The organism is Paenibacillus sp. P46E, assembly GCF_001909095.1.
In the GTDB taxonomy this organism is placed as follows: Bacteria; Bacillota; Bacilli; order Paenibacillales; family Paenibacillaceae; genus Paenibacillus_AQ; species Paenibacillus_AQ helianthi.
Map to the genome: position 1 here is coordinate 207,112 of NZ_LVYZ01000001.1, position 25,724 is coordinate 232,835.

Sequence of the window (25,724 nt, forward strand, 5' to 3'; positions counted from 1 at the left end):
GGGGACAGCACGAACCAGTCCAAGAATGAGCACTGAGATTGAGGAACAGCTGCTTTTCAGGAAAAATCAATTACGGGGGGTATTCGCACAATGAAACGAGCGTTATGGGGCAAGAAGGCATTTGCTATCTGTATGATTGTGGTTTTTGTATGTTCTTATTTCACTTATCCGGTCAATGTGAGAGCGCAAACGTCTAAAGTCGTGCTCGTTGGCAATCTTCAATCGGAACTATCAACGGAGGCAGCGCCTACAAGTGACTGGAATCCGGATGCCAGCGTGACACAATTAACCTATGTGGACAATGGAATGTACAAGTTCACGGGAACCTTGCCGGCAGGTGTGTATGAGTACAAGATCGCCTTGAACGGCACCTGGGATGAGAGCTACGGATACAGCAGCTATACCAATCCCGCCGGAGTCAATAAAGACGGCAATATTCAGTTAACACTTACTGCTGAGACTAGCGTAACCTTTTATTATAATGATCTCACTAAGAAAGTCGCCGATTCCACGTACTATACTCCTCTTTCGGTTGATAAGCTGCCGAGGCTGACGGGGACGCTGCAAACGGAGCTGGGCGATGCCCGTGATTCTTCTCCGGCTGACGCGGGAGCTGTGTTGACCGATCCTGATTTTGACGGGATCTATGAACGGGTGGCCGATCTGCCGGCAGGAGAATATGCCTATAGGGTGTATGTTCCCGGTGATACCCCTGAAGCAGGTAAGCTCTATCCAGACCAGGATCAGACCCTGAAGCTTCCTGCCGATCTGAAAGTCACGTTCAGGTACAACGCACAGGACCACGGGGTCAGTGCCTCTTTTACAGCGCCGGCTGTACCCGGAAAGGTGATTCCTGTACCGGAGGGACAGCTGCGGATTCACTACAACCGGCCGGCCGGAGATTACACCGATCAGGGACTGTGGCTGTGGGATGATGTAGCTTCACCTTCCGCAGGCTGGCCGGCAGGGGCAACCCCTTTTCCTGAAGGACAGACCGATGCTTATGGGGCTTATGCCGATGTGCCGCTGAAGACGGGGGCCAAGAAAATCTCCTTCCTCGTCGTCAACCGCAGCACACAGGCCAAAGACAAAGGCGATAAGCTATTTACGATCAACACACCGCAGACCAATGAGCTGTGGATCAAGCAAGACTCGGATGTTGTGACTCCTTACGAACCGGTGGTGCTTCCGGCCAATACCGTGCGGGTCCATTATACGAGAGAGGACAGCAATCAGAATCAATACGGCTTATGGCTGTGGGACGATGTGGCTTCGCTGCCGGTCACCTGGCCGGGAGATGCAACTCCGTTTCTTGCGGAGCATACCGATGCCTACGGGAACTATGCGGATATTCCGCTAAAGACAAATGCTGAAAAAATGGGTTTTGTGGTGGTGAACCGCTCCAGCGGTGACAAGGACGGAGGCGACAAAACGTTCGGTCTGTTGGACCGCTACAATCAGCTGTGGATCAAAAAGGGCGATGATCATGTGTATGTGTCCCCTTTTGGCGAACTGCCTGTGAGTCTTGCATCGGCGGAGGTGCTGTCCACCAGCAAGATTCTTCTGACCTTTACCTTAACGGATGGGCTGGACGCTGCCGGGTTGAAATCTGCCATAACGGTCACGGATAAAGCGGGCACTCCGGTTCCTGTCACTGCCGTGACGATCAAGAGCACGACTTCGGTTGAGGTGGATACTGGAGTTTTTGAACTGGACCAATCTCCGCTTAGTGTGACTTATTCCGGGAAAAGTGTATCCGCTTCCGCAGGCTGGAGAATGCTTGATGAAATGTACAATTACACCGGAGATGATCTGGGAGCCACCTATCATCCGACGGACAAATCGGCAACTCTGAAGCTCTGGGCACCTATGGCCAGCAGTGTTGTGGCGAACGTGTACAGCAAGTCTGACGCTGCCCAGAAGACGGGACAGGTCAGCCTGACTCCAGGCGATAAAGGCGTCTGGTCGGTAGAGCTGAAGCCATCTGATCTGAGTGATGCGGGGGATGTGCGTGGCTACTACTACCAATACGAAGTAACCAATAACGGCGTAAGCAAGCAGGTACTTGATCCTTATGCCAAGTCAATGGCTGCATTCACTGTGGATACCACGGGTGCGGCAGGTCCTGACGGTGATATGGTAGGTAAAGCGGCAATCGTTGACCTCAGCGGGACGAACCCGCCGGATTTCAAGGCAGGGGCTATTCCTGGCTACCAAAAGCGCGAGGATGCTGTTATTTACGAGGTTCATGTACGGGATTTCACCTCTGATGTATCGATTGAAAGCCAACTGGGCGGCGAACGCTGGGGCTCTTACGCAGCTTTTGAGAAGAAGCTCGATTATATCAAATCCCTGGGCGTGACCCATATCCAGCTGATGCCGGTAATGGCCTGGTATTATGGCGATGAGACGAAGATGGGCAACAGGGAATCCACCTATTCTACCCAGAACAATGAATACAACTGGGGGTATGATCCGCAGAGCTATTTCTCACCGGATGGGGCATATTCACAGCATCCAGCCGATCCCGAAGAGCGGATCAAGGAGCTGAAAGGCCTGATTGATGCGGTCCATAAGGCGGGCATGGGGGTCATTCTCGATGTCGTGTATACCCATATGGCCAAAAAAGATTTCCTGGACGACATCGTGCCGAACTACTATGCCTTCCAGGATACGAACGGCAACTTCATCGGAGGGTTCGGCAACAATCTGGCGACCAGCCACAAGATGGCCGAGAAGCTGATGGTGGATTCGGTCAAATACTGGTTCAACGAATATAAAATAGACGGTATGCGCTGGGATATGATGGGTGACGCGACAGCAGATGCCGTTCAGGCAGCCTATGATGCTGCTGAAGCGATCAATCCGAAGGCGTTGTTCATCGGAGAAGGCTGGAAAACCTTCGGCGGGGCGGCCTCCGATCCCGTACTAACCGGCAAAGGTGCAGACCAGTCCTGGATGGACAAAACGGATAGTGTCGGTGTATTCTCCGATGAATTCCGCAATGAGCTGAAGTCCGGCTATGGCTCAGAAGGGGAGCCGCGATTGATCACAGGCGGAGCACGTTCTATCGCCACGATCTTCAATAATATCAAAGCGCAGCCCTCCAACATTCCTGCGGATGATCCGGGCGATGTCGTGCCGTATATCGAAGCCCATGACAATCTGACGCTGCATGATGTCATTGCACAGTCGATCAAGAAGGACCCGTCAATAGCCGAGAATGAGCTGGAGATTCAGAAGCGGATACGGCTGGGCAATCTGCTGGAGCTGACTTCCCAAGGGACAGCCTTCCTGCAGGCGGGCCAGGAGTATGGACGCACCAAGCAGTGGAAGGCAGCGGGGGTACCCGAGCAGAAATATACGGAATTGAAGGACGGGAACGGGAAATCCTTTGGCTATTTCATCCATGACTCTTATGATTCTTCGGATGCGGTTAACCATTTTGATTGGGCTAAAGCAACGGATGAGGTCAACTATCCTGTTCAGAATACAACCCGGGCTTACACGTCGGGGCTCATTCAGCTGAGACAATCTACCGATGCGTTCAGGCTTGGCGACAAAAGTCTGGTAGATTCCAATGTCAGCCTGATCACAGCGCCCGAGATCAAAGCAACCGATCTGGTGATCGGCTACAAGAATAAAGCGACCGATGGAACCGGGCTCTATTATGTCTTCATGAACGGGGACAATACAGCAAGAACCCTGACGCTTTCCGAGGATCTGACCGGAGGGCAGGTGCTTGTGGACAACGATCAAGCGGGAACTGCAGCAATTCCTGCCGCAAGCCAGACGGGCTTCGCGCTTACAGCGAATTCGATTACACTGGAACCGCTTACTGCCGTGATCATCCGTAAGGATGCCGCCGCCGCCGTTCTGGCTTCTCTTGGAACGGACAGCCCAAGCTATTCGCTCCAAACCGGCAGCACGCATCAAACGGCTGTAATGGCTAAATACGATGATGGCAGCTCCAGAAAGGTTACCGATAATGCGGCCTATGTCTCCAGCAATCCGCAGATTGTCACGGTGACAAGCAAAGGACTCGTCAAAGCAATTAAGGCAGGTACAGCCACCCTTACCGTCTCCTATGGCGGACTATCCACCGCGGTTACTGTTGAGGTGACCAAAGATGCGGTGGATACCAAAAGGTATGTACAGATCACTTATGTCCGTAACGATAAGGATTATACCGACTGGAATCTCTGGGTGTGGAATACGGGGGTCAAAAACGATCAGATCGATTTCAACACCTTCAAGGACGGCAAGGCCAGTGTCCTGATTGAGGTGGCACCGAATGCCACAAGTGTGGGCTTTGTGCTGCGCAAGGGAACAGACTGGAACACTGGCAAGCAGGATTATCCGGATGACCGGGTTATTCCATTGACGGCAGGCGAAGCTTTTACCAAAGTGATTGTGACCAGTATGGTAAAAGAGCTGGATATCAAGCCGGTGATAAGCGGTCCGGTGATGAAGGAGGGGACGATCACCTTCCGGTACCGGGATGATGCCCTGTTCCGCAGTGATAATCTGGCTGCAATCAGTGCGGTTAAGGTCAAAGTGAACGGCGCGGAGTATCCGATGGTGTACGAAGCGGCCAATGAATGGTTCAGCTATCAGCTGAAGGATGTGCAGGAAGGCACGTACAAGTATACCTTCCTCGTGACCAGGGACGGAGTGACTGAAGAACTGACCGACCCGAAAAACACCGTGAACGGTGAATCGGCCGCAGTCTATCATATCCCGGCAGTCACGATTACTGCATTGACCCAGCCGGAGGCAATTAACTCCAATGAAAATGCAGTGGTTACCGTTAAGGCTGCTTCAGCGGAAGATGTATCCTACGTGGACGGTTATATGGATCTGACTGCCCTCGGCGGCCCGGTTGCAGTGAAGCTGGATACAGTGCTCATGAAACAGACGGTTGCGGTTAAGGACACTGTGCCAGCGGGGATCAAGACCATCCCGATCACGCTAATGGATCAATACGGGAATTCGCATAAAGGTGCAGCCAAAGTCGAAGTAAAGGCTAGAACGTATACAGATGACCGGCTTGATTTTGACTGGGATGAAGCCCGGATCTACTTCGCGCTGACTGACCGGTTCAAGGACGGGGATACCTCGAATAATGCCAATGTCGACAAGACCCATCTGGAAGCCTATCATGGCGGAGATTTCCGCGGAATGATCGACAATCTGGACTATCTTCAGAAGCTTGGTATTAATACTCTGTGGATTACCCCGATTGTAGACAATATCGATTTTAACAAGGGTGTTGATTTCGGCGGCACGCAGTATGCTTACCATGGCTACTGGGCCAAGGACTTCACCCAGCTGGATGAGCACCTCGGTGATATGGCAACGTTCAAGGAACTGATCGAGAAAGCCCATGACAAGGGCATCAAAATTATGGTGGATGTTGTGCTCAACCATGCTGGTTACGGCCTAAAGGCGGAAGACAACTATCCGGGCGTTACGGCTGAGGATAAGGCGCGTTTTGAAGGTATGCTCCGTACAGACGGTGTATCCGCTGACACAGACCCGGTCAAGGGCGAATTGGCAGGGCTGCCTGACTTCAAAACCGAAGATCCGGCAGTGCGCAAGACTATCATCGATTGGCAGACGGGCTGGCTGGACAATGCACGGACCGAGCGCGGAGATACCATCGACTATTTCCGTGTGGACACAGTGAAGCATGTGGACGGCACAACCTGGAAAGCGTTCAAAAATGCGCTGACCGCGATTGATCCAAAATTCAAGCTGGTCGGAGAATATTACGGCGGCACTTTGGACAACGATGGCGGTAACCTGAAGTCTGGCCAGATGGACGGACTGCTTGATTTTGGCTTCAAGAACGCCGCAAAAGACTTTACAGACGGGAAAATTTCGGCTGTGGATGCGTATCTGCAAACCCGGGAAGCGCAGATGGACAACACCGGAATGATGGCTCAATTCCTGAGCAGCCATGACGAGAACGGCTTTTTGTCCAATGTTGTAGGCGGAGACAAGGGCAAGCTGAAGGTGGCTGCCGCGCTGCAAATTACAGCCAAAGGACAGCCGGTTATCTACTACGGGGAAGAGCTGGGCCGTTCCGGTGCGAATGCCGGAGACATGTCCAAAGGACAATTCAGCGAAAACCGTGGGGATATGCCTTGGGATCAGCTGAGTGCGGAACAGGGGCTTCACGACCACTACCAGAAGCTGCTGAACATCCGTGCCAAGTATTCGCAGATTTATTCCAAAGGTGTGCGGACCAAGCTGGCCGGCTCGGACGAACTGGGTTATCTGGCTTTTGACAAGCAGTTTGGAACTGAACATATTGTAACAGCGATCAACACGAAGACAGAGGCGGTACCTGTCAGCCTTCCGGTTCCTTTTGCTGCACAGGCTGCGGTTGTGGATGAATACAGCGGGAAGACCTATACGGTATCACAGGATCAGAAAGTGACGGTTGAGCTGCCGGGCAGGGACGAAGGCGGGACGGTTATTTTGGCCGTAGTACAGAAGGTAACGCCGACACCTACACCTTCGGTGACACCGACCCCAACACCTAGTGTCACACCTGCACCAACAGCGGCACCTGTGTCTACGCCAGTCTCGTCTTCGGCTGTTGTTCCGACAACGGCACCTGCTGCAGATACGCAGGTTGTGAGCGGAGACGCTCTGAAGAATGGCAAGGACGGTAAAGTCAGTGTGGAACTGGCTTCAGGCAAGCAAGCAGTGCTATTGCCGCTTCAGGCTGCAGCCTTACTGGGGTCGAATGACCTGGTGCTCCATATGAATAGTCTCACAGTCACGCTGCCCGCCCGGGCTCTGGGTGGAATTCAAGGGACATTGGCTGGTGCAGATGCGGAGGGGGCGCAGATTCTATTTAGAGCAGCGCCGCTGCAAGACAGTGCATCAAGTGCTCTGCTGGCTGGACTAAGTAAGGACCTTACGGCTGTAAAGGCGGCATCGGATATCTTTGAGTTCAAGCTCAATATAGTGCGCAAAGACGGTACGCTTCTTCCGGTAAATTCTTTTGCAGAACCAGTTAGGCTAACCTTTCAGATTAAAGGAAACCCCGATAAGGCGCTGCTTGGTATCTACTATCTGGGTGACAGCAACCATTTGGAATATGTCGGAGGTACGCAGCAGGGGGATGTCATCACTGCTGAGGTCACACATTTCAGCAAATATGCAGCGCTTGAGTTCAACAAATCCTTCTCGGATGTTCCTTCTGGCCACTGGGCAGGGACGGCGATTAAATCACTCAGCGCGAAGCAGGTGATTTCGGGGGTTACGGCTTCCGAGTTCAAGCCGGGAACCTCTGTCACCCGTGCAGAATTCACCGCACTGCTCGTACGGGCGCTGGGACTTCAAGCTGACGGGCAGGCTGCATTTGCGGATGTGAAGGCGGATGCCTGGTATGCTTCCTATGTGTCCGCAGCAGTCCGTCAAGGGATTGTGACTGGACGCAGCAGGGACTTGTTCGCTCCGGGTGCAGCAATCAGCCGTGAAGAGATGGCTGTTATGATCATTCGGGGACTGGAAGTGAAGCAAGGCAAGAAGATGGAAGCTGTAAATGGCAGCCCGGCATTTGCCGATGCTTCCAGCATTAGCTCATGGGCAGCAGCTTATGTCCATGCGTCTGCAGAGCAGGGGCTTCTGCAGGGCAGAGCGGACAACCGGTTCGCGCCGAAGGCATGGATGACCCGTGCTGAAGCTGCACAGGTGATCTATAGATTGCTTGGGAAGTAACATTCGTGAAAGCCTCAAGAGCGGAGTAAGTCAACAGGAGTAAATCAACAAATCCAATAACACCTAAAAGGCACTCTCCTCCGGGAAGAGTGCCTTTTAGGTGTTGGAAGATATAATCTTTCATCATTATTTGAGAGCTTTAGAATCTTTAATGGAAAAATTTTACTGGAAAGAGTCCAGCCGCTTACAGGAAGAGCGTTCCATAAAACGGGTATCAATTTTAATTTTTGCGCTGACGACGGAGTTCGTGTGAAGTGAAGTCAAGAGGTCAACGGCCCAATGTGCCATCTGCTGTTTCTCTACATGAACGGTGGTCAGCTCCGGTGTCAGAACGAGAGATTCGTTGATATTATCGAATCCGACGACGGATACATCCTCTGGAATCGACAAGCCAAGTTCAGCGAGTGCCCTCATGGTGCTGATGGCTATATAATCACATTCACAGAAGAAAGCGGTAGGAAACGGTTGTCCATTATCCATTAATTTGCGCAATTTTTCCCTTAAGGGTCCTTGGGAAGTGAACATGGTTGGAGGCACTGACACAATGTTGCTAGTGGAAATCTCCAAATGATGCTCAGCCATAGCAGATAAAAATCCTCGTTTGCGCTCATCAAAGTTGTGAATCCGTTCCTCGGAGGCAATATAACCCAACTGCTGATGTCCCAGCTCTGCCAAATATTTGCCGGCTTGATATGCCCCCATATAATTATTGATCTCCACAAAATGAACCGGAAGCGATTCAAAGCAGGTATCCAAGACCACCAAGTTAGGCAGTTTATCCGCAATATCCGAAATTCGGGAGCCATGTAGATTGGTACCCAGAAGAATGATTCCGTCCGTCCGTTCGTTCATAACAGTCTGAATGCCTTGTTCATAGCTGTTCTGTTCAATCGCAGAGAAGATCAGTGTGTATCCTTTAGTCCGGCAGCGTTCCTCAATATGATGAATGAGTTCTCTGAAAAAGGGCTGCTGATAATATTCCTCATGCACAAGCCCATCATTGGTAAATACCAAGAAACGCAGGGATCTGCCGTTGCTTTCGCCAGGGGCTTTCTGTTTTTTTAATGTGTAGCCTACTTCATCGGCAATGCGAAGGATTCGCTCGCGTGTGTCTTGTCCAATTCCAGGCTTCCCGGACAGTGCCAAAGAGACTGCACCTTTGGATACTCCGGCAAGTTTAGCAAGTTCCTCCATATTCATCTGTTTTTCCTCCGTTCATGTTTTGTTTAGTTTGTTTAGTATATAATATATTTCTTTACTTCGCAATTAAATCAATATATTGACGATTTATTTGACTTCGTGTAGGATACATTTAAGCAAACTATTAGTGGGATTATAATAATGTTTAGTTGTTTTGTTTAGTTAATTGTTTAGTGTGATGTTTAGTTGCTTGTTTTTTGTTTTGATTTGCCTTTTTCGTTTATTTTAGCTCTTTTATGGATCGATTATATTCTTTGCAAAAGTTGAAAGGAGCTTAGGTTATGACGGATAGAACACAAGAGAAGGTCTCCATTATGATCCCGGAGAAGGTGTCCAAATGGGGAGTATGTGAAATTGTACTGCATGGAGGGCCTGTACAGGGCAATCCTTTTGTGGATGTTGTCTTGCATGCAGCGTTTACTTATGGCGGACAGTCTGTTCAGACCTCCGGGTTCTATGATGGAGAAGGTGTATACCGCATCCGGTTTATGCCTGACAGAGAAGGCACGTGGTCGTTCAGAACCACCAGCACAGAGCACGTTCTTAGCGGGATTGAAGGTGAATTTGAATGTATAGCTGACGATACAGGAAATCATGGGCCAGTCCGTGTCAAGCATACCTTTCATTTTGCCTATGAGGATGGAACCCCCTATTTTCCGGTCGGCACTACATGCTACGCCTGGACCCATCAGGGAGATGAGATGGAACAGGAGACATTGGCAACGTTGGAAGCGAGTTCATTCAACAAACTGAGAATGTGCGTTTTTCCTAAGTCGTACTCCTACAACGCCAATGAGCCGCTATACTATCCATTTGAAGGATCGATAGAGCAGGGCTGGGATTACACCAGATTTCATCCGGCTTTTTTTAGGCATCTGGAGGAACGGATTGTTAATCTTGGTGATCTTGGAATAGAGGCTGACCTGATTTTATTTCACCCCTATGACCGCTGGGGATTTGCTGATATGGGCAAGGAAGCAGATGACCGTTATCTTCGTTACATTGTGGCAAGACTGTCGGCTTATCGGCATATTTGGTGGTCACTTGCAAATGAATACGATTTCATGAAAAGTAAAACCGCTGAGGACTGGGAACGGTTCGCTCAAATTGTAACAGACAATGACCCGTATGGGCATCTGATCTCCAACCATAATGGTATCCGATTTTACGACTTCCATCAGCCTTGGGTGACGCATTGCAGTATTCAGCGCGTTGACGTATACAAGACAGCCGAGAACACAGAGGAATGGAGAAAACAATGGAATAAGCCGGTAGTGATCGACGAATGTGTTTATGAAGGCAATGTGGAACACGGTTGGGGGAACATTACCGGGCAAGAGATGGTCCGTCGCTTCTGGGAAGGGTATATTCGCGGGGGATATGTAGGGCATGGGGAGACGTATCTGCATCCGGAGGATAAAATCTGGTGGGCCAAAGGCGGTCGGCTCTACGGAACCAGTCCAGAGCGTATCGCATTTCTACGCCGTGTAATGAATGAGGGGCCGGCAGAGGGCCTAAACCCGATGCCTTCGGATTGGGATCTGCCCCGCGCCGGAATTGAAGATGAATACTACCTGTTCTATTTCGGTTTTAATCAGCCCAAGTTCCGCGAGTTCAAGATGAAACCAGGTATTCGCTACCAGGTTGAACTGCTCGATACCTGGAACATGACTGTCGACAAGCTAGAGGGCAGCTATGAAGGCCATTTCCGGGTTGATCTGCCCGGGCGGATGTACATGGCGGTTAGGATGACCCGTGTGGAAGATGCCAGCGGCCGATAGAGAGGTGAAGGATATGTGGAAAATAGGTGTGGTGGGCGGAGGATATTGGGCGGATAAGCATTTGCAGGCTTGGCAGCGCATTCCCGGTGTTCGGATTCAAGGACTGTGTGACCCGGATACGCTTAAGCTGCAAAAGAAAGGAGAGATCTATGGTCTCTCTGCCGATAAGCTGTACGCCAGCTTAGATGAAATGCTGGCTCATGTTGATATCGATGTAATTGATCTTATTACTGCACCTGACACTCACCCGGAATTAGTCGGCAGAGCGGCTCAAGCAGGTAAGCATATTATGTGCCAGAAGCCTTTTGCCCGTTCCATAGAGGAAGCAAGACACATGGTAGAAACCGCCAAGGGCGCGAATGTACGGTTGATGGTCACAGAGAATTGGCGCTGGCTGCAGCCGATCCAGCTAATCAAACAAATGCTTGTTGACGGTGTAGCTGGACACTTGAACACGATCCGTTATATCCATACCGATTATTATTCCCCGCGCTTTGCACCGGAGAATGAGCTTCCGCAACCATTTTTTCGGGAGATGCCCAAGATGCTGTTCTATGAAATGGGGGTTCATTGGTATGATACCTGGCGTTTTCTGTTTGGAGACCCCAAGCGGCTGTATGCCGAAACCAGACGAATCAGCCCTTACATTAAGGGAGAGGATGCCGGTCTGATCACTCTGGGATATGAGGATTATATGGGATTAATGGATATGAGCTGGGCAACGCGGCAAAACCTGCCGGACAAGTTAACAACCCCTGTGCTTCCCAATCATCAGGAACAACTGATTATCGAGGGTGATAAGGCAACAGTGAAGCTATATAGCAACGGCACCATCAGCGTGATTGACAACAATGGCATCGAAGTCAAGGTTTCGGAAAACAACAGCCTCGATTTTGAAGAAAGCCATTACCGTCTGCAATCTCATTTCATAGATTGTCTGAACACGGGCGAGGAATTTCAGACGAGCGGAGAAGACAACTTAAAAACGCTGGAGCTTGTCTTTGAAACTTACAGGAGCGCAAAAGAACATAGAGTCATTTATTTTTGACAACCTATAGACACACTCCCCTGAAATGAATAAGACTGGGCGCGTGTCTATACAATGATGTATTTTCAGGCAATTCGTATGCAGATCTAAGACTGAATAACGCTCCGTTCGCGGAGCGTACTCACCGAGCGCAAACATCCATCTTCCAAAAATAGGGGGTGCAGTTCAAAGCCATTTACACGGCTTTGAACTGCACCCCCTTCTGATTCGTAACTCTTATAGCTGTCGTGCACTACTTACAGCAGGGCCTTAAGCACCGCATACCCATAGGCAGGCAGCTTGAGCGACAGCTTGCTGCGGTCGGCGCGCAGCGCTTCGCCTGTGAATAAGTTCTCCCAGTTGCGGTCCTCCACATCAAGGCGGAAGGTTTGTGCTGTTTCCTCTGTGTTGACCAGTACCAGGATGATGTCGTCACCCAGACGCCGCTCATAAGCCAGCTTGCTGCCCTGTCGTCCGGCTTCCAGGAAGGTGAAGCTGCCGGTACGAAGCGCCGGATGGCTGCTGCGGATTTCAATCAGCTTGCGGTAGTAGCTGAACAGGTCCAGGTCCTGATTCTCAGGATTCCATTCCATGCATTTGCGGCAACCGGGATCACCCTCACCATCCATCCCGATTTCATCGCCGTAGTAAATGCAAGGTGTGCCCATGAAGGTGAATTGGAACAACGAAGCGAGCTTTTGCTTGTTCTTGTCTCCTTCAGCCAGAGTCAAAAGACGCGGAGTGTCATGGCTGTCCAGCAGGTTGAAGGCCACTTCGCTGGCCTGTAGCGGGTAGCGGGAGAGCTGTTTGCCAATGGCGTTGGCGAAGCCTTCAGCATCAAGTGTGCCATAGACGAAGAAGTCGAGCACCGCATCGGTGAACGGGTAATTCATGACCGCGTCGAATTTGTCTCCTTCCAGCCACGGTGCAGATTCATGCCAGATTTCGCCCAGGATATAGGCATCAGGGTTTGCTTTTTTGACGACCTTGCGGAAATCGCGCCAGAATTCATGGTCTACCTCGTTCGCAACATCAAGCCGCCAGCCGTCAATGTGCGCCTCGGTAATCCAGTATTCTGCGACCTTCAGCAAATAGGCCTTCACTTCGGGGTTCTCGGTGTTCAGCTTCGGCATCAACGGCTCAAACGCAAAAGCATCGTAGGTAGGAATACTATCCACTACCTGCAACGGGAATTCACGGATATGGAACCAGTCCTTGTAACGGGAAGCTTCGCCCTTTTCTAGTACATCCACAAAGGGGGCAAAGGTTCGGCCCGAGTGGTTAAACACTGCGTCGAGCAGGACCCGGATACCGCGTTCGTGGCAGGCGTCGACCAGTTTTTTCAGCGTTTTGACATCACCGAAATGCGGATCCACAGACATATAGTCTTCCGTGTCATATTTGTGGTTGGTGGTGGCGGTAAAGATCGGTGTGAAGTAGATACCGGTAATGCCAAGCTTGCTCAAATGGTCCAGATGGTCGATAACGCCTTGCAGATCACCGCCGAAGAAGTTCTCCGGTGTAGGCGTTCCGCCCCAGGGTTGTACATGTGCCGGATTGCGGCTGGGATCTCCGTTCGCAAACCGCTCAGGGAAAATTTGATAAAAAATAGCGTCCTTCACCCAAGCCGGTGGAGTAAAGACGTCACCGCGGTTGATGTACGGAAATTCAAACAACCGATTGGGATTGGAAGGACGTTCAGTCTGGAAATCACTTTCAGTCATCCAAATGCGTTCATGTCCTTTTTGCAGCAGAAATCCATATTTAAGCCGCCGGTGCTGGGGTACCGAAGAGCATTCCCAATAGTCGAACATCGCATCTGAGGTGAAAAGGGTCATCGGGATTAGCTCCTTGGTGGCATCCCAGGCATATTTATCTCCGGCCCAAGCGAAGACCTCGGTTAAATCCCCTTTTTTGGCGCGCAGGCGCAGATGAATCGTCTCGTGATCATAAGCATAAGACCAATTTAAACGTGGACGGTGATAGACAGCTTCAAGCAACATTCATAATTCCCCCTAAAAGTTTGGTGAGCATAAGCATCCTAGAGCAGCTTCGTACAAAACTGGCTTCGGAAGCACACGCTGGATTTGGTGAGCATAAGCAACCTGGACGGAATCTCTGCTAATTTGGCAGCAGTCATCCCTTAGGCGTTACAGATGAATAAGGCGTATTTCACCCCAAAAAGGTAATAACAAGAAATATGAATCCGTTATGCCTTGTTGCACCTTTTTTTATGCCTTAATGCACCAGCCGGTCCGTTCTATGTACATAACAAAGAGGCACAACCGCCGCCGGGTAGCTTGTCCGAGGTTGTACCTTTTTGAAGTAACATTGCCTTTTTGTTGTTTGAAATTGAAAGGGCGGCAGTGGTGCCTTGTTGAAAGGACAGGCTGCTTATAATGTTTTGGATTATAGCACGGAATAATTATGGGTTCAATACTTTAGTACAAACCATTGCACAAAATAAAAAAGCATAGAAAACCGGTTTTCTTTTGGGAAAAACAAGATTAAATACATAAAAATAACCATTTAATTCAAAAAAACCTCCTTTGGACATAAGCTTTCCGTGTTTATTTGCTGTAAAACGGAAAAAATAAGAGTTTTCTTTTGAAAAAGAGAGAAAACCGGTTTTTTTATTAAAAAAACAAACAAATTCGCCTAAATATACTATGTGCAAACGTTTTTACAATTTAGATTCCTGTTGTATTATGAAATAGGAAATGAAGCGCTTTCTAGAACTTGTTGAAGCGTATATAGAAGGGGCATCAACGAATACATACTTTTTTTTTGAATCCCCTGAAATCGTTTGCGCAAGATCTGGGGCATCATCGTAAGCGTGAGGTAAGATACACAAATTAGGAGGGGTTTAAGCAATGGAAATGAAAAAGCTCATGGTTCTCACCGCAGCGTTCTCTATGGCAGTATCCATTACGGCGTGCGGCTCTAACAACAATGGCAATAACGGGGGAAATGCTGCGGCAACCAATGCGCCAACAGACAACGCTACAGCTACTAATGCTGCTACGAACAGCGGTAATGCTGCTGCAACTGGTGAAATTGCACCGGAAGACGGCGCATCGCTGCTTGTATGGGAGAGTAAAGAAGAGAGACCTTTTGCCGAAGAAATCGCCAAGCAATTTACAGCTAAATATAACGTTCCTGTGAAAATTGAAGAGATAGCTCCACCGGATCAAGTAGGCAAGCTTACACAGGATGGTCCATCCGGTCTGGCTGCAGACGTAGTACTCATCCCGCATGATAATTTGGGTAAAGCTGCAAGCGCGAGCCTGCTGCTTCCAAACGATATCTTTGCTGAACAGACCAAAGCAGACAACACAGAGGCTTCCATCGTAGGCTCCTCCTACGACGGTGAATTGTACGGATATCCTAGAGCGGCAGAAACTTATGCTCTCTACTACAACAAATCGCTGGTCAAAGAAGCTCCTAAATCCTTCGATGACGTGATTGCCTTCAGCAAAACGTTCACAGACAAGGCGAAGAGCAAATACGGAATTATGTGGGAAGTGGGCAACATGTACTTTGGCTATCCGTTCATTGCCACTACCGGCGGTTACCTGTTCGGTAAAGACGGCACAGACAAAGACGATATCGGCCTGAACAACGAAGGTGCCGTTGAAGGTCTGAAGACTTTCGTCAAATTGAAGGAAGCACTGCCTGTCAAGAGCGGTGATATCACTGCAGACATCAAACGCAGCTTGTTCAGCTCCGGTGATGTAGCCATGGATATGACAGGTCCTTGGGAACTTGCCGCCTACAAGGAAGCGCTTGGTGACAAGCTGGGTGTTGCCCCAATTCCAACCATTGACGGCAAAACAGCCATTTCATTCTCCGGTATCAAAATTTTCGGTGTCAATGCTTACTCGAAATATCCGAACGCAGCCAAATTATACGCTCACTTTGCGTCAAGCAAGGATGCACAGCTCCTGCTCAATAAATTGATCGGTTCCATTCCAACCAACAATGAAGCGCTGAAGGATGCACAGATTACGGGTGATCCGTACATCTCCGCTTTTGCTGAGCAGGCGAAGAACTCCCAGCCAATGCCGTCCATTCCTGAAATGGGCAACGTATGGAGCCCTGTGAATGCGGCACTTCCGGAAATTTGGGATAACAACGCTGATCCGAAGGCGGCAATGGATAAGGCCGTTCAGCAGATCAAAGACCTCAATAACGGTTCAACTTCTAAGTAACAGAGGTTTTTAAACAGCTCATCATTAGCACATAGTGGATATTCACTCGCCCGCCGCTCCGGGTAGCGGCGGGCGGTTTCCTGAATTCCGCGCGGAGAGGAGAACGGAAGAGAAATGCAGCGACACCGCAGCAGAGCCGCAATACTGTCGACTATTTTTATGGGATTGGGACAAATATATAACCGCCAATTCATTAAAGGGCTTATTTTTATAGCTGTAGAGGCTGGAGCTCTGGTCTATTTCATCGCTAATTTGGGAAGAGCTTTTTGGGGGATTACTACACTAGGGGATTCTCCAAGCCATTTTGTAAAGGTAAAGGGAATTGCGAAAATGGTGGCTGGAGACCATTCCATCGTTATTCTGATACAAAGCTTGATCACCCTGATGTTCTTTGTGTTATTCCTGATTGCCTGGTATATGAATATTAGGGATGCCCATAAAACCGGAGAAGAACGCGATAACGGTCGTCCTTCGAATACATTCAAACAATCTGTACGCTACATTCTGGATTACAAGTTTGCCCAGAGCTTTTTACTGATTCCGGGTCTCGGTATTTTGTTCTTTACCATTATGCCGATTATCTTTATGATCATGCTGGCTTTTACAAACTTTGCCGCACCGGATCATATTCCGCCGGCGAAGCTGGTGGACTGGGTAGGGTTACAAACCTTCCGTAATCTGCTGGTCCTCAAATCATGGAGCCATACCTTTTACGGTGTACTTACCTGGACGATTGTCTGGGCGGTTCTATCCACAATTACTACTTATTTCGGCGGGATGCTTGTCGCTCTGCTGATTAATCAAAAAGGTATCCGTTTCAAGGGTTTGTGGAGAATGATTCTTATTTTGCCTTATGCGATTCCGCAGATGATTTCCCTGCTGCTGATGCGCAATCTGTTCAACGGGCAGTTCGGCCCGATCAACCAGTATCTCGGCTATTTCGGACTTGGAAAGCTGCCTTGGCTGACAGATCCGTTTTGGGCTAAGTTCACTGTTATTATTGTCAACATGTGGGTAGGGATTCCAGTATCGATGCTGCTGATTATGGGTGTGCTGACTACGATCCCGCGAGACATGTACGAAGCAGCCGAAGTCGACGGGGCGACCAATTATCAAAAGTTCCGGATTGTTACGCTGCCAATGATCTTGTTCTCTACTGCACCTACGCTGATTATGCAATTTGCCGGCAATATCAACAACTTTAATGCAATCTACCTTCTGACTCAGGGGAATCCGGTCAACGGGAATTATCAGTATGCCGGATCAACGGACTTGCTGGTAACGTGGCTCTACAAGCTGACGGCGGATCAGAACAAAAATAATATGGCTTCCGCAATAGGCATTATACTCTTCATTATTGTAGCCGGGTTCTCCCTGTACAATTACCGCCGGACCAAATCATTCCAAGAGGAGGATATGATTCAATGATTATCGGACGCAAGCTTACGAGCATTATTCGCTTGAGCCTCAGTTACATCGTTCTGATTGCGCTGGCGATTGCTGCAATCTATCCGGCACTCTGGATTCTGCTAGCATCCTTCCGGCCGGGCAAGTCTCTGTACAGCAAAACGCTGATTCCCGAACACTTTACGTTAGCGCATTACAAGGAACTGTTCACTTCACCGGTCTATATGTTTGGGACCTGGTATGCGAATACACTTAAGATTGCCGTATTCTCTATGCTGATCGGTGTGGTGCTGACCCTTCTGACCAGTTACGCTCTATCCAGATTCCGCTTCAAAACCCGTAAGACTACCATGTCGGTACTGCTCATTCTCGGGATGTTCCCGGGCTTCATGAGTATGATTGCGATCTATCTGCTACTCAATCAGTTCGACCTGCTGGATACGCACATGGCACTCATTATCGTCTATGCGGCAGGAGCGCCCCTTGGCGGTACGCTGATCGCCAAGGGCTTCCTGGATACCATTCCACGATCATTGGATGAAGCGGCGCGGATTGACGGAGCCAGCAATTTCGGGATTTTTGTCCGGATTATTCTTCCGCTCTCCCGGCCTATGATTACCTATATGGCGCTTACCCAGTTTGTCGGCCCGTGGGTGGATTTCATCTTTGCCAAGCTGATTCTGCGGACCAAGGATAACTGGACGGTCGCTGTCGGGATGTGGGATATGGTCAATACGATGCAGAATTCCAATTTCACTCTGTTTGCAGCGGGGGCGGTGTTGATCTCAGTGCCGATTATGATTCTGTTCGGATTCCTGCAGCGTCTGCTCGTTGACGGTTTGACCGCTGGCGCCAGCAAAGGATAGTTGTCTTGCCTGCTTCATGAATCACCGAAACACAAGGTACAGCCTTTATGTTGTCTATTAAGGGCTGTACCTTTATTTTGTCCTGAGGAGAGAGAGTGTAATGAAACGGCCGCGTAACTTACGATTTAGATCGGTAGGTATCAAGTTGTTCGTCATTTTGTTCTGTACGATTGTGCTGCTGTCCTCAGTCCTGGGCCTGACCTCTTATTATGCCGCCAAGGGCATTATCACAGATCAGGTTGCTGCCGCTTCCGCACAGTCCATCGTGCAGGCTGCAGACAAGCTGGACTTTTTATTTGCCGAGTATGAAGCACTCTCGCGGCAGTTTGCCGTGGATTCCATTTTAAAAGCAGATATGGAGACGGTGAACCGACCGGGAACCGGAACTGTCGACAAAGTGACGGCTGAGGACCGGATCCGCCGCAAGCTGGAGTCGGTGAAGGGCTCGGATGAACGCATGCTGGGCATCCGGCTTATCTCAAGAAACCTGGTGGATGCCGAATCTTACAAGTCGACAGGCATCAGCGCCGTTCGCAGCGACGAAAGCATTCTGGCAAGAGTGAAACAGATTGATGAAGCCAAGGGCGATCCCGTCTGGTTCCCGGTAAGAGCCAAAGGCTTCTTCGATGTCTATGACCAGTCTTCGCTGACGATGGGCAGGCTATTGCGGAATATCAAGCATCCCGAAGCGGAGTACTACATGCTGATTGAGATCAAGGGTCAGGCGCTTACAGATATCCTCTCCAATCTGCATATCGGTCGTGCCGGTGAGATCCGTATTCTGGACCCGTCAGGAAGTATTGTGTACGGATCGGACAACAAGCTGCTCGGCGAATCCTCATACATACACCCTGAATCAGAGCCATCGCAGGTAGAGCTTCATTCATTCACAAGTGAAAATGAACAGGGTGCTTCTCAGCTTGTGGTCTATCAGCCGCTGGATACGGCCAAGTGGACGCTGATGGGATATGCTCCGGTCAGTGATTTTACCAAATCTGCGGACAAGCTGCTCTACATTACACTGTTGGTTATCCTCGCTGCGATTGTGATTGCTCTGCTGATCGGTTACCTTTTGGTCCGCCAGATTGGCCGTCCGCTGGGCAAGCTAGCCCGGCTGATGGAGGAAGGCGAGCAGGGCAATCTTCAGGTGCGCACGAGCTTCAAAGGCCAGGATGAGATTGGCCGGCTAGGCCACAGCTTCAACAAGATGATGGAGCAGATCTCATTATTAGCAGGCCAGAGCGGCAACTCTGCGGCTCAGGTTCTGGCTACCTCGGAGCAGTTGGTGAACGCGTCCAGTACGACCTCCACCCATGCGAGAGAAGTGGCAGCCGCTACGGGAGAAATTGCCCGCGGCGCAGCCAGCCTGGCGCTTGAAGCAGAGAGCAGCAACCACAACGTGGAAATGATGAATCTCCAGATCAAGGAAGTGAAGGAGATCAATCAGGCCATGGATATTTCGGCAGAGAAGGTCATCACAGTCAGTGACCAGGGAGCCGAGCTGATGAAGACACTGGTTGCCCAGAGCGAATCCACTGTGCGGATGATGGATTTGATTCAGGAGAATTCCATCAGACTGAGAGAAAGCACACATCTGATCCGCAGTATTCTGACTCCAATGGTTGCTGTGAACAAGCAGACGAATATTCTGGCGCTCAATGCTTCCATTGAGGCTGTTAGAGCCGGAGCAGCCGGAAGAGGTTTCATTGTAATTGCCGACGAAATCCGCGGGCTGGCCAATCAGTCCAACCAATCGATTGCCTCCGTGTCAAGGATTACAGAGGAAATCAGCAGCCATATCGACAATACGGTTCAGGTTGTGGGCGAGACTGCTCCGCTATTTCGTGAACAGATTTCTTCCGTACGGGAATCTTCTATTATCTTTGAAGATGTCCGGGCAGAGATGGAGCAGTTCATCGGCTATTTGAATGAGTCGTCGGCGTCGGTCACGGCACTGACAGAATGCCAGCACCTGCTGGGTGAATCCATGGCTAGTGTCCGGGCGGTGGTTCAGCAGACCAGTGCCTCCACGGAGGAAGTGGCCTCCATGTCCTCACAGCAATTCATCGTGAGCGAGGAGCTGGTCGCTCTGTCCGGCAAGCTGGAGACGCTCGCTGAGGAGCTGAAGCAGTCGCTGGTTTCTTTTCAAGGATAAGCTTAATAGATAAAATGGGCCCCTGCGTCGAGTCATCGGCGCGGAGGCTTTTTGTATAGTCTGTTTTCTGTTATACCTATCCGATTCTTGTACGGGCAGGGTTCAAGGGATACACTTGTCCTATATGGAAGGTTCCGAAAGGTCTTATAGGAAGAAATATGAACGCTGCATACAGAAAGGGGGAGACCGGCTTGCCAGAATTAAATGGAAGCCTGTTTCAGCAGGCTTTGCTGGAAGGGGAATATGGTCCACATTTTTTTGCCTACTACTATAAGCAGTGGAATTCATACACGATGGCTTATCATCAGCATCATTCGACGGAGATCATGTACCTGATCTCGGGAAGCTGTATAGTCGATGTGCGGCAGGGCACAAATGCGGAGGAGCGTTTCCGCTTGAAGCGGGGAGAGCTGATTATGCTGGATGCTAATGTGCCGCATCGGCTGATTGTGGAAGAGGGAACATCATGCCGGATGCTGAATGTTGAATTTAGCTTCACAGCTTCTAAGGGAGCGGCCCCTTCCATCGCCAGCTTGGCTGGGGAGGAGGAAGATCTGGCCGAACTGCTGCGTACGCCTTTCCGGAGTCTGGTGCTGCCGGACCCCGAAGAGGTATTTCATGTGCTTAAATCGCTTGTACTGGAGCTGGACCGGCACGGCGGCGACAATGAAGCACGAGGGGCAGGTCAAGGGAGCATAATGACCGGGCTGCTGTTTGCCGAGTTGCTGCTGCGCCTCTCCAGACTTCGTCGGGAACAGCTGCAGGCCACACAGCAGCCCTCGCAGCTCTATGTGAGGCGTGCGATTGAATTTCTGCATCAGAATTATGACCGCAGTATTCAGGTCAAAGAGATAGCTGCTGAGGTCAGCGTTCACCCCGGCTATTTGCATCGCATCTTCCGGGTGCATACGGGCCGGACACTAACGGACTACCTGAATATGCTGCGTATGGAGAAGGCAAAGATGCTGCTGGGACAGAGCGAAATCCCTGTTGCGGAAATCGCTGACTATGTGGGGATCAGCAGCAGGCAGTATTTTCACCTCCTGTTCAAGAAGTACACCTGTTGTACACCAGTGGAATACCGTAATTCGATAGAACGCTTCTCATGGAGTGATCATCAGCCAACAACTACAGACAGGTGAGGATTGTTGACAGGTTGCCGTTAAAATAGTCATGATATTGGTAACGCTTCCCACGGCTGCCTTGCTACAATGGACAGGAACCATTCATTCATTGGGAGGATGATAGTAATGTCTTTTAAAGTAGCTTTTATAGGGGCAGGCAGTATCGGATTCACCCGCGGCTTGCTGCGTGACCTGTTGACGGTACCGGAATTCAAGGAGATCGAAGTCTCTTTTATGGATATTAATCCTCATAATCTGCAGATGGTCACTGAGCTGTGTCAGCGGGATATCCGGGAGAACGGCCTGAAGATCACTATTGCGCCTACGACAGACCGCAGAGAAGCGCTCAAAGATGCGAAGTACGTATTTTGCACTATTCGTGTGGGAGGTCTTGAGGCGTTTGCAACCGATGTGGACATTCCGTTGAAATATGGAGTGGACCAGTGCGTGGGAGATACCTTATGTGCAGGCGGAATCATGTACGGGCAGCGGGGGATTGCCGAAATGCTGGAGATTTGCCGTGATATCCGGGAGGTGGCTGCACCGGATGTGCTGCTGCTCAATTACTCGAACCCGATGGCCATGTTGACCTGGGCCTGTAATAAATACGGGGGTGTAAGGACGATCGGACTGTGTCACGGAGTACAGCATGGGCACCAGCAGATTGCCGAGGTCTACGGGCTGGAGAAATCCGAGGTGGATATTATTTGTGCCGGGATCAATCATCAGACCTGGTATATCTCAGCGAAGCATAATGGCAGGGATCTGACTGCAGGGCTGCTTGAAGCATTTGAACAGCACCCGGAATTCAGCCGGACGGAAAAGGTACGGATTGATATGCTGCGCCGCTTCGGCTATTACAGCACCGAGTCTAACGGACATTTGAGTGAATATGTTCCGTGGTACCGCAAGCGCAGCGGTGAAATTATGGACTGGATCGACCTGGGCAGCTGGATCAACGGAGAAACCGGGGGATATTTACGGGTCTGCACAGAAGGCCGCAACTGGTTTGAGACCGATTTTCCTAATTGGATGAAGGACCCGGCGCTGGCATACACTTCTGAGCAGCGGGGCGAAGAGCATGGCTCCTATATTATTGAAGGTTTGGAGACGGGCCGAGTGTACAGAGGCCATTATAATACCGTCAATAACGGCATTATTGCCAATCTGCCGGATGATGCCATTATTGAAGTGCCGGGATATGTCGATCATAACGGTATCTCTATGCCGCTGGTCGGGGAGCTGCCGCTCGGTCTCGCCGCTGTGTGCAATGTCAGCATTTCCGTACAGCGTCTGGCAGTTGAAGCTGCCGTACATGGCGATGACAAGCTGCTGCGCCAAGCCTTCATGATGGACCCGCTGGTCGGAGCCGTCTGCAATCCGAAGGAAATCTGGCAAATGGTCGATGAGATGCTGGTTGCCGGGAAGCAGTGGCTGCCGCAATATAGTGTGGCCATTGCCGAGGCGAAGGTGCGCCTGGCTTCTGGTGACCTTGTGCCGACGATGTCCGGAAATGCCGGGGCAGCGCGGCTGAAGGTGAAGTCCGTGGATGAGATGATGAAGGACCGTGAATCCGCAAACAAGAATGCTGGTGAATCCGATAAGGGTAAGGATAGAGAAAAAGTACGCTAAACCTGAGATAGTATTACGTTGTAGAGCTCTCCCTGAAAAGGGAGGGCTTTTTGGGCTGTTCAGGTGTGTCTTAACCCATACTTAGAGCTTGCACAAGGAATTTCATGGAATTTGTCGAATGATAATACGGGCTAACTATAATTCTATTGGGGGTATAGGTAATTTGATGGAGAAGTTGAATGTGAAAAAGATTTTGATGTTCTTCCTGGCTTTCATGTTGACAGTAATGTCTTTGAGCCCGGCGATGGCTTCAGCAGCACCGAATGTGAATACGATCCGCGTCTTTGTTCAGAACAAGCAAATTCAACCTAAAGTTGCTCCTGTTATACAGGGAGGCAGGTTGTACATCGAGTTCCGCAGTGTAGTTCTTGCTTTGGGGTTCAAGTTCAACTACGATGCCACGACTAAGGTGATCACTGCAGTTTCAGAGAATGAGTCCTTCAAAATCGATCTGAAATCAAGGAAAACCTATCTTAACGGTCGTCAATTTACTTATGGTCCAGATGCACCTGTGATCCTGGGGACTGGAGCTAATGTCCTGGTCATGAATCATTTGCTCAATGCAACCAACTCCATTATTGCAAATTATGATTCCGTGCATAAAGATGTTAATGTATATGAGGATTTGGAAGGCAAGCCCAATGAGGCGGATCTAAAAAAGATAAGAGCTGCAATTGAAGCCTACTACCATACATCCGACGGGTTAGCATCAATAAAAGCGCTTAATATCGAATCTTGGGGTATGTTTACAACGATGCTGGCAGACATCACGATCCGCAAAAGCGGTACTGAACTATTGGACCGCACAGAGCATGCAACGATTAAAATGTTACATGCCACGGATAAGAGCTGGATCATCAGTGATGTCCAGTCCGAAACGGAGTATCTGAATTATCTATCACTTGCTCAAAAGGAAGCGGTTGTGCCGGATGCCGACAAGTTGGCTATCCATACATTGCTCGATACATACGTACAAGCAATAAATGATGAGGATGCGCTTGGGCTAATGGCAGTGGAGAATCCGAATGGAGCCTTTTTTACCACTGGAAACTTTAGCAAGGAACAACTCAAGCTTCTTCTTGAAATTGACTTTCTCAGAGATGAGCTGAAGCAGACCAAGGAGCAGGCGACGATTGTAGCTTATGAACCAGACAAAGCTACGGTCTACACTGTTTATACCGTCAGAGACAAGGAAGATGCCAGCTTGCCGACTCAAAGATCTTATTATCTTGTTTCGGTTATCAAAACCGCTGACGGGAAATGGTATATGGATTCCAATGAAGATGTTTTGCTGGGTAGTGAGATTGTAAAGTAATGGGTAGCCTCCATATTGGATAAAAAATATTCATAACAAAAGACCTCCATCCCTTCCGGGTGGAGGTCTTTTGATCATTGTACGGCGTTCTTTTTGCCGAAAAAAGTCTTCAGTGCCTGATACACTTCCTTCTTGTCCTTGATCACATAGTGCATGAACTGCTCCTGCTTCAGATGGCGGTAAGCGGACATCAGGGTACTGCTTCGGTTGTATTGGTTCACCTCCCCATAGCCGAACATGTTGCTGCGCTTCAGCAGCTCGCCGATCAGCTTGACACAACGTTCATTATCGGAGGTGAGATTGTCGCCGTCAGAGAAGTGGAAGGGATAGATATTATATTTGGAGGGCGGATAACGGCTGTCGATAATATCCAGAGCCTTCTGATAGACTGAGGAGCAGATGGTACCCCCGCTCTCGCCGCGGGTGAAGAAGTCATGCTCGCTGACCTCCCTGGCTTCTGTGTGGTGTGCCAGGAATACAATTTCCACCTTCTCATACTGGCGGCGGAGGAAGCGGGTCATCCAGAAGAAGAAGCTGCGGGCACAGTATTTTTCAAAGGTTCCCATGGACCCTGAGGTATCCATCATGGCAATTATTACCGCATTGGAATGAGGTACCGTGATATCATCCCAGGTTTTGTAGCGCAGATCGTCGGGGCTGATGCTGTGAATGCCGGGTTTGCCCCGGCTGGCGTTGCGGCGCAGGTTCTCAAGCAGGGTACGCTTCTTGTCAATGTTGGACATCATGCCTTTTTTGCGGATATCGTTGAAGACGATGGATTTAACTTCGATCTCTTCTTGTGCCTTAGGGGCAAGATGAGGCAGCTCCATATCCTCGAACAAGATGTCCTCCAGATCCTCCAGATTGACCTCCGCTTCTACCGTATCCTGCCCGGGCTGATCGCCTGCCTTATCACCTTTGCCTGGCTGGGCGGACTGGGAATCGCGGCCGAGCACATCCCCGACCTGACTTTCACCGTCACCCTGGCCGACATGCTTTTGCTTGCGGAAATTGTAGATAATCCGGTACTCATCCAGACTGCGGATAGGCACTTTAACGATTTGCTTGCCGTCGGACATAATAATATTTTCTTCGGTCACGAGGTCGGGCAGATTATCCTTAATGGCTTCCCGGACCTTCTGCTGATGACGTTCCTGATCCTGATGGCCTTTACGGTGAAGGGACCAGTCTTCTTTGGATACAACGAACGCGTGATGACCGGATGATTGCGGCAGAACGACCACCTCCCATGGACTATTAATCGGTGCG

13 protein-coding genes are annotated in these 25,724 nt (G+C 50.0%); 10 read left to right on the top strand and 3 right to left on the bottom strand.

Features of this window, described 5'->3' with window-relative positions; genetic code table 11:
• The first annotated feature begins 90 nt into the window (after nt 1-90).
• Nucleotides 91-7,737, top strand: coding sequence for a pullulanase (locus A3849_RS00855; protein ID WP_074109723.1), 7,647 nt, complete (start codon nt 91-93; stop codon nt 7,735-7,737).
• A gap of 162 nt (nt 7,738-7,899) precedes the next feature.
• On the opposite strand, the gene A3849_RS00860 is transcribed toward A3849_RS00855, so the two are convergent.
• The gene (locus tag A3849_RS00860; protein WP_074109724.1) at nt 7,900-8,937 is read right to left on the bottom strand and encodes a LacI family DNA-binding transcriptional regulator; all 1,038 of its coding nucleotides are present in this window, start codon (nt 8,935-8,937) and stop codon (nt 7,900-7,902) included.
• 281 nt (nt 8,938-9,218) lie between these two features.
• Between A3849_RS00860 and A3849_RS00865 the strand changes: the two genes are divergently transcribed.
• Complete coding sequence (locus A3849_RS00865; RefSeq protein ID WP_074109725.1) at nt 9,219-10,718, top strand: DUF5605 domain-containing protein; 1,500 nt, start codon at nt 9,219-9,221, stop codon at nt 10,716-10,718.
• Nucleotides 10,719-10,731: 13 nt separating this feature from the next.
• Nucleotides 10,732-11,766 carry a Gfo/Idh/MocA family protein gene (locus A3849_RS00870; RefSeq protein ID WP_074109823.1) on the top strand — a complete coding sequence of 345 codons (1,035 nt, stop codon included), beginning with the start codon at nt 10,732-10,734 and terminating at the stop codon, nt 11,764-11,766.
• A gap of 236 nt (nt 11,767-12,002) precedes the next feature.
• Here A3849_RS00870 and A3849_RS00875 read toward each other — a convergent pair whose 3' ends face one another.
• Entirely contained in the window at nt 12,003-13,748 is a 1,746-nt protein-coding gene (locus tag A3849_RS00875) for an alpha-glycosidase (RefSeq protein ID WP_074109726.1), read from the bottom strand.
• Nucleotides 13,749-14,618: 870 nt separating this feature from the next.
• Here A3849_RS00875 and A3849_RS00880 point away from each other — a divergent pair.
• From A3849_RS00880 to A3849_RS00910, 7 genes are all read left to right on the top strand, one after another.
• Nucleotides 14,619-15,956, top strand: a complete 1,338-nt coding sequence (locus A3849_RS00880; protein WP_074109727.1) for a sugar ABC transporter substrate-binding protein — start codon at nt 14,619-14,621, stop codon at nt 15,954-15,956.
• A 114-nt stretch (nt 15,957-16,070) separates the two neighbouring features.
• Nucleotides 16,071-17,384, top strand: a complete 1,314-nt coding sequence (locus A3849_RS00885) for a sugar ABC transporter permease (protein ID WP_074109728.1) — start codon at nt 16,071-16,073, stop codon at nt 17,382-17,384.
• The gene (locus A3849_RS00890; protein WP_074109729.1) at nt 17,381-18,229 is read left to right on the top strand and encodes a sugar ABC transporter permease; all 849 of its coding nucleotides are present in this window, start codon (nt 17,381-17,383) and stop codon (nt 18,227-18,229) included. Before A3849_RS00885 ends, A3849_RS00890 begins: the two co-directional genes overlap by 4 nt.
• Before the next feature lie 100 nt (nt 18,230-18,329).
• Entirely contained in the window at nt 18,330-20,384 is a 2,055-nt protein-coding gene (locus tag A3849_RS00895) for a methyl-accepting chemotaxis protein (RefSeq protein WP_074109730.1), read from the top strand.
• A 158-nt stretch (nt 20,385-20,542) separates the two neighbouring features.
• The gene (locus A3849_RS00900; RefSeq protein WP_074109731.1) at nt 20,543-21,526 is read left to right on the top strand and encodes a helix-turn-helix transcriptional regulator; all 984 of its coding nucleotides are present in this window, start codon (nt 20,543-20,545) and stop codon (nt 21,524-21,526) included.
• Between the two features lie 108 nt (nt 21,527-21,634).
• Nucleotides 21,635-23,140, top strand: coding sequence for an alpha-glucosidase/alpha-galactosidase (gene melA / locus A3849_RS00905; protein ID WP_074109732.1), 1,506 nt, complete (start codon nt 21,635-21,637; stop codon nt 23,138-23,140).
• A gap of 181 nt (nt 23,141-23,321) precedes the next feature.
• On the top strand, nt 23,322-24,455 hold the full coding sequence (locus A3849_RS00910; protein WP_178382569.1) for a stalk domain-containing protein: 1,134 nt from the start codon (nt 23,322-23,324) through the stop codon (nt 24,453-24,455).
• A gap of 74 nt (nt 24,456-24,529) precedes the next feature.
• Here the strand turns inward: A3849_RS00910 and yhbH are convergent, their stop codons facing one another.
• Nucleotides 24,530-25,690, bottom strand: coding sequence for a sporulation protein YhbH (gene yhbH, locus A3849_RS00915; protein WP_074109824.1), 1,161 nt, complete (start codon nt 25,688-25,690; stop codon nt 24,530-24,532).
• Nucleotides 25,691-25,724: the final 34 nt, after the last annotated feature.

Coding starts and splice junctions, on each gene's coding strand:
- A3849_RS00855 (WP_074109723.1), top strand. CDS start 91: ATGAAACGAGCGTTATGGGGCAAGAAGGCATTTGCTATCTGTATGATT.
- A3849_RS00860 (WP_074109724.1), bottom strand. CDS start 8,937: ATGAATATGGAGGAACTTGCTAAACTTGCCGGAGTATCCAAAGGTGCA.
- A3849_RS00865 (WP_074109725.1), top strand. CDS start 9,219: ATGACGGATAGAACACAAGAGAAGGTCTCCATTATGATCCCGGAGAAG.
- A3849_RS00870 (WP_074109823.1), top strand. CDS start 10,732: ATGTGGAAAATAGGTGTGGTGGGCGGAGGATATTGGGCGGATAAGCAT.
- A3849_RS00875 (WP_074109726.1), bottom strand. CDS start 13,748: ATGTTGCTTGAAGCTGTCTATCACCGTCCACGTTTAAATTGGTCTTAT.
- A3849_RS00880 (WP_074109727.1), top strand. CDS start 14,619: ATGGAAATGAAAAAGCTCATGGTTCTCACCGCAGCGTTCTCTATGGCA.
- A3849_RS00885 (WP_074109728.1), top strand. CDS start 16,071: ATGCAGCGACACCGCAGCAGAGCCGCAATACTGTCGACTATTTTTATG.
- A3849_RS00890 (WP_074109729.1), top strand. CDS start 17,381: ATGATTATCGGACGCAAGCTTACGAGCATTATTCGCTTGAGCCTCAGT.
- A3849_RS00895 (WP_074109730.1), top strand. CDS start 18,330: ATGAAACGGCCGCGTAACTTACGATTTAGATCGGTAGGTATCAAGTTG.
- A3849_RS00900 (WP_074109731.1), top strand. CDS start 20,543: ATGAACGCTGCATACAGAAAGGGGGAGACCGGCTTGCCAGAATTAAAT.
- melA (WP_074109732.1), top strand. CDS start 21,635: ATGTCTTTTAAAGTAGCTTTTATAGGGGCAGGCAGTATCGGATTCACC.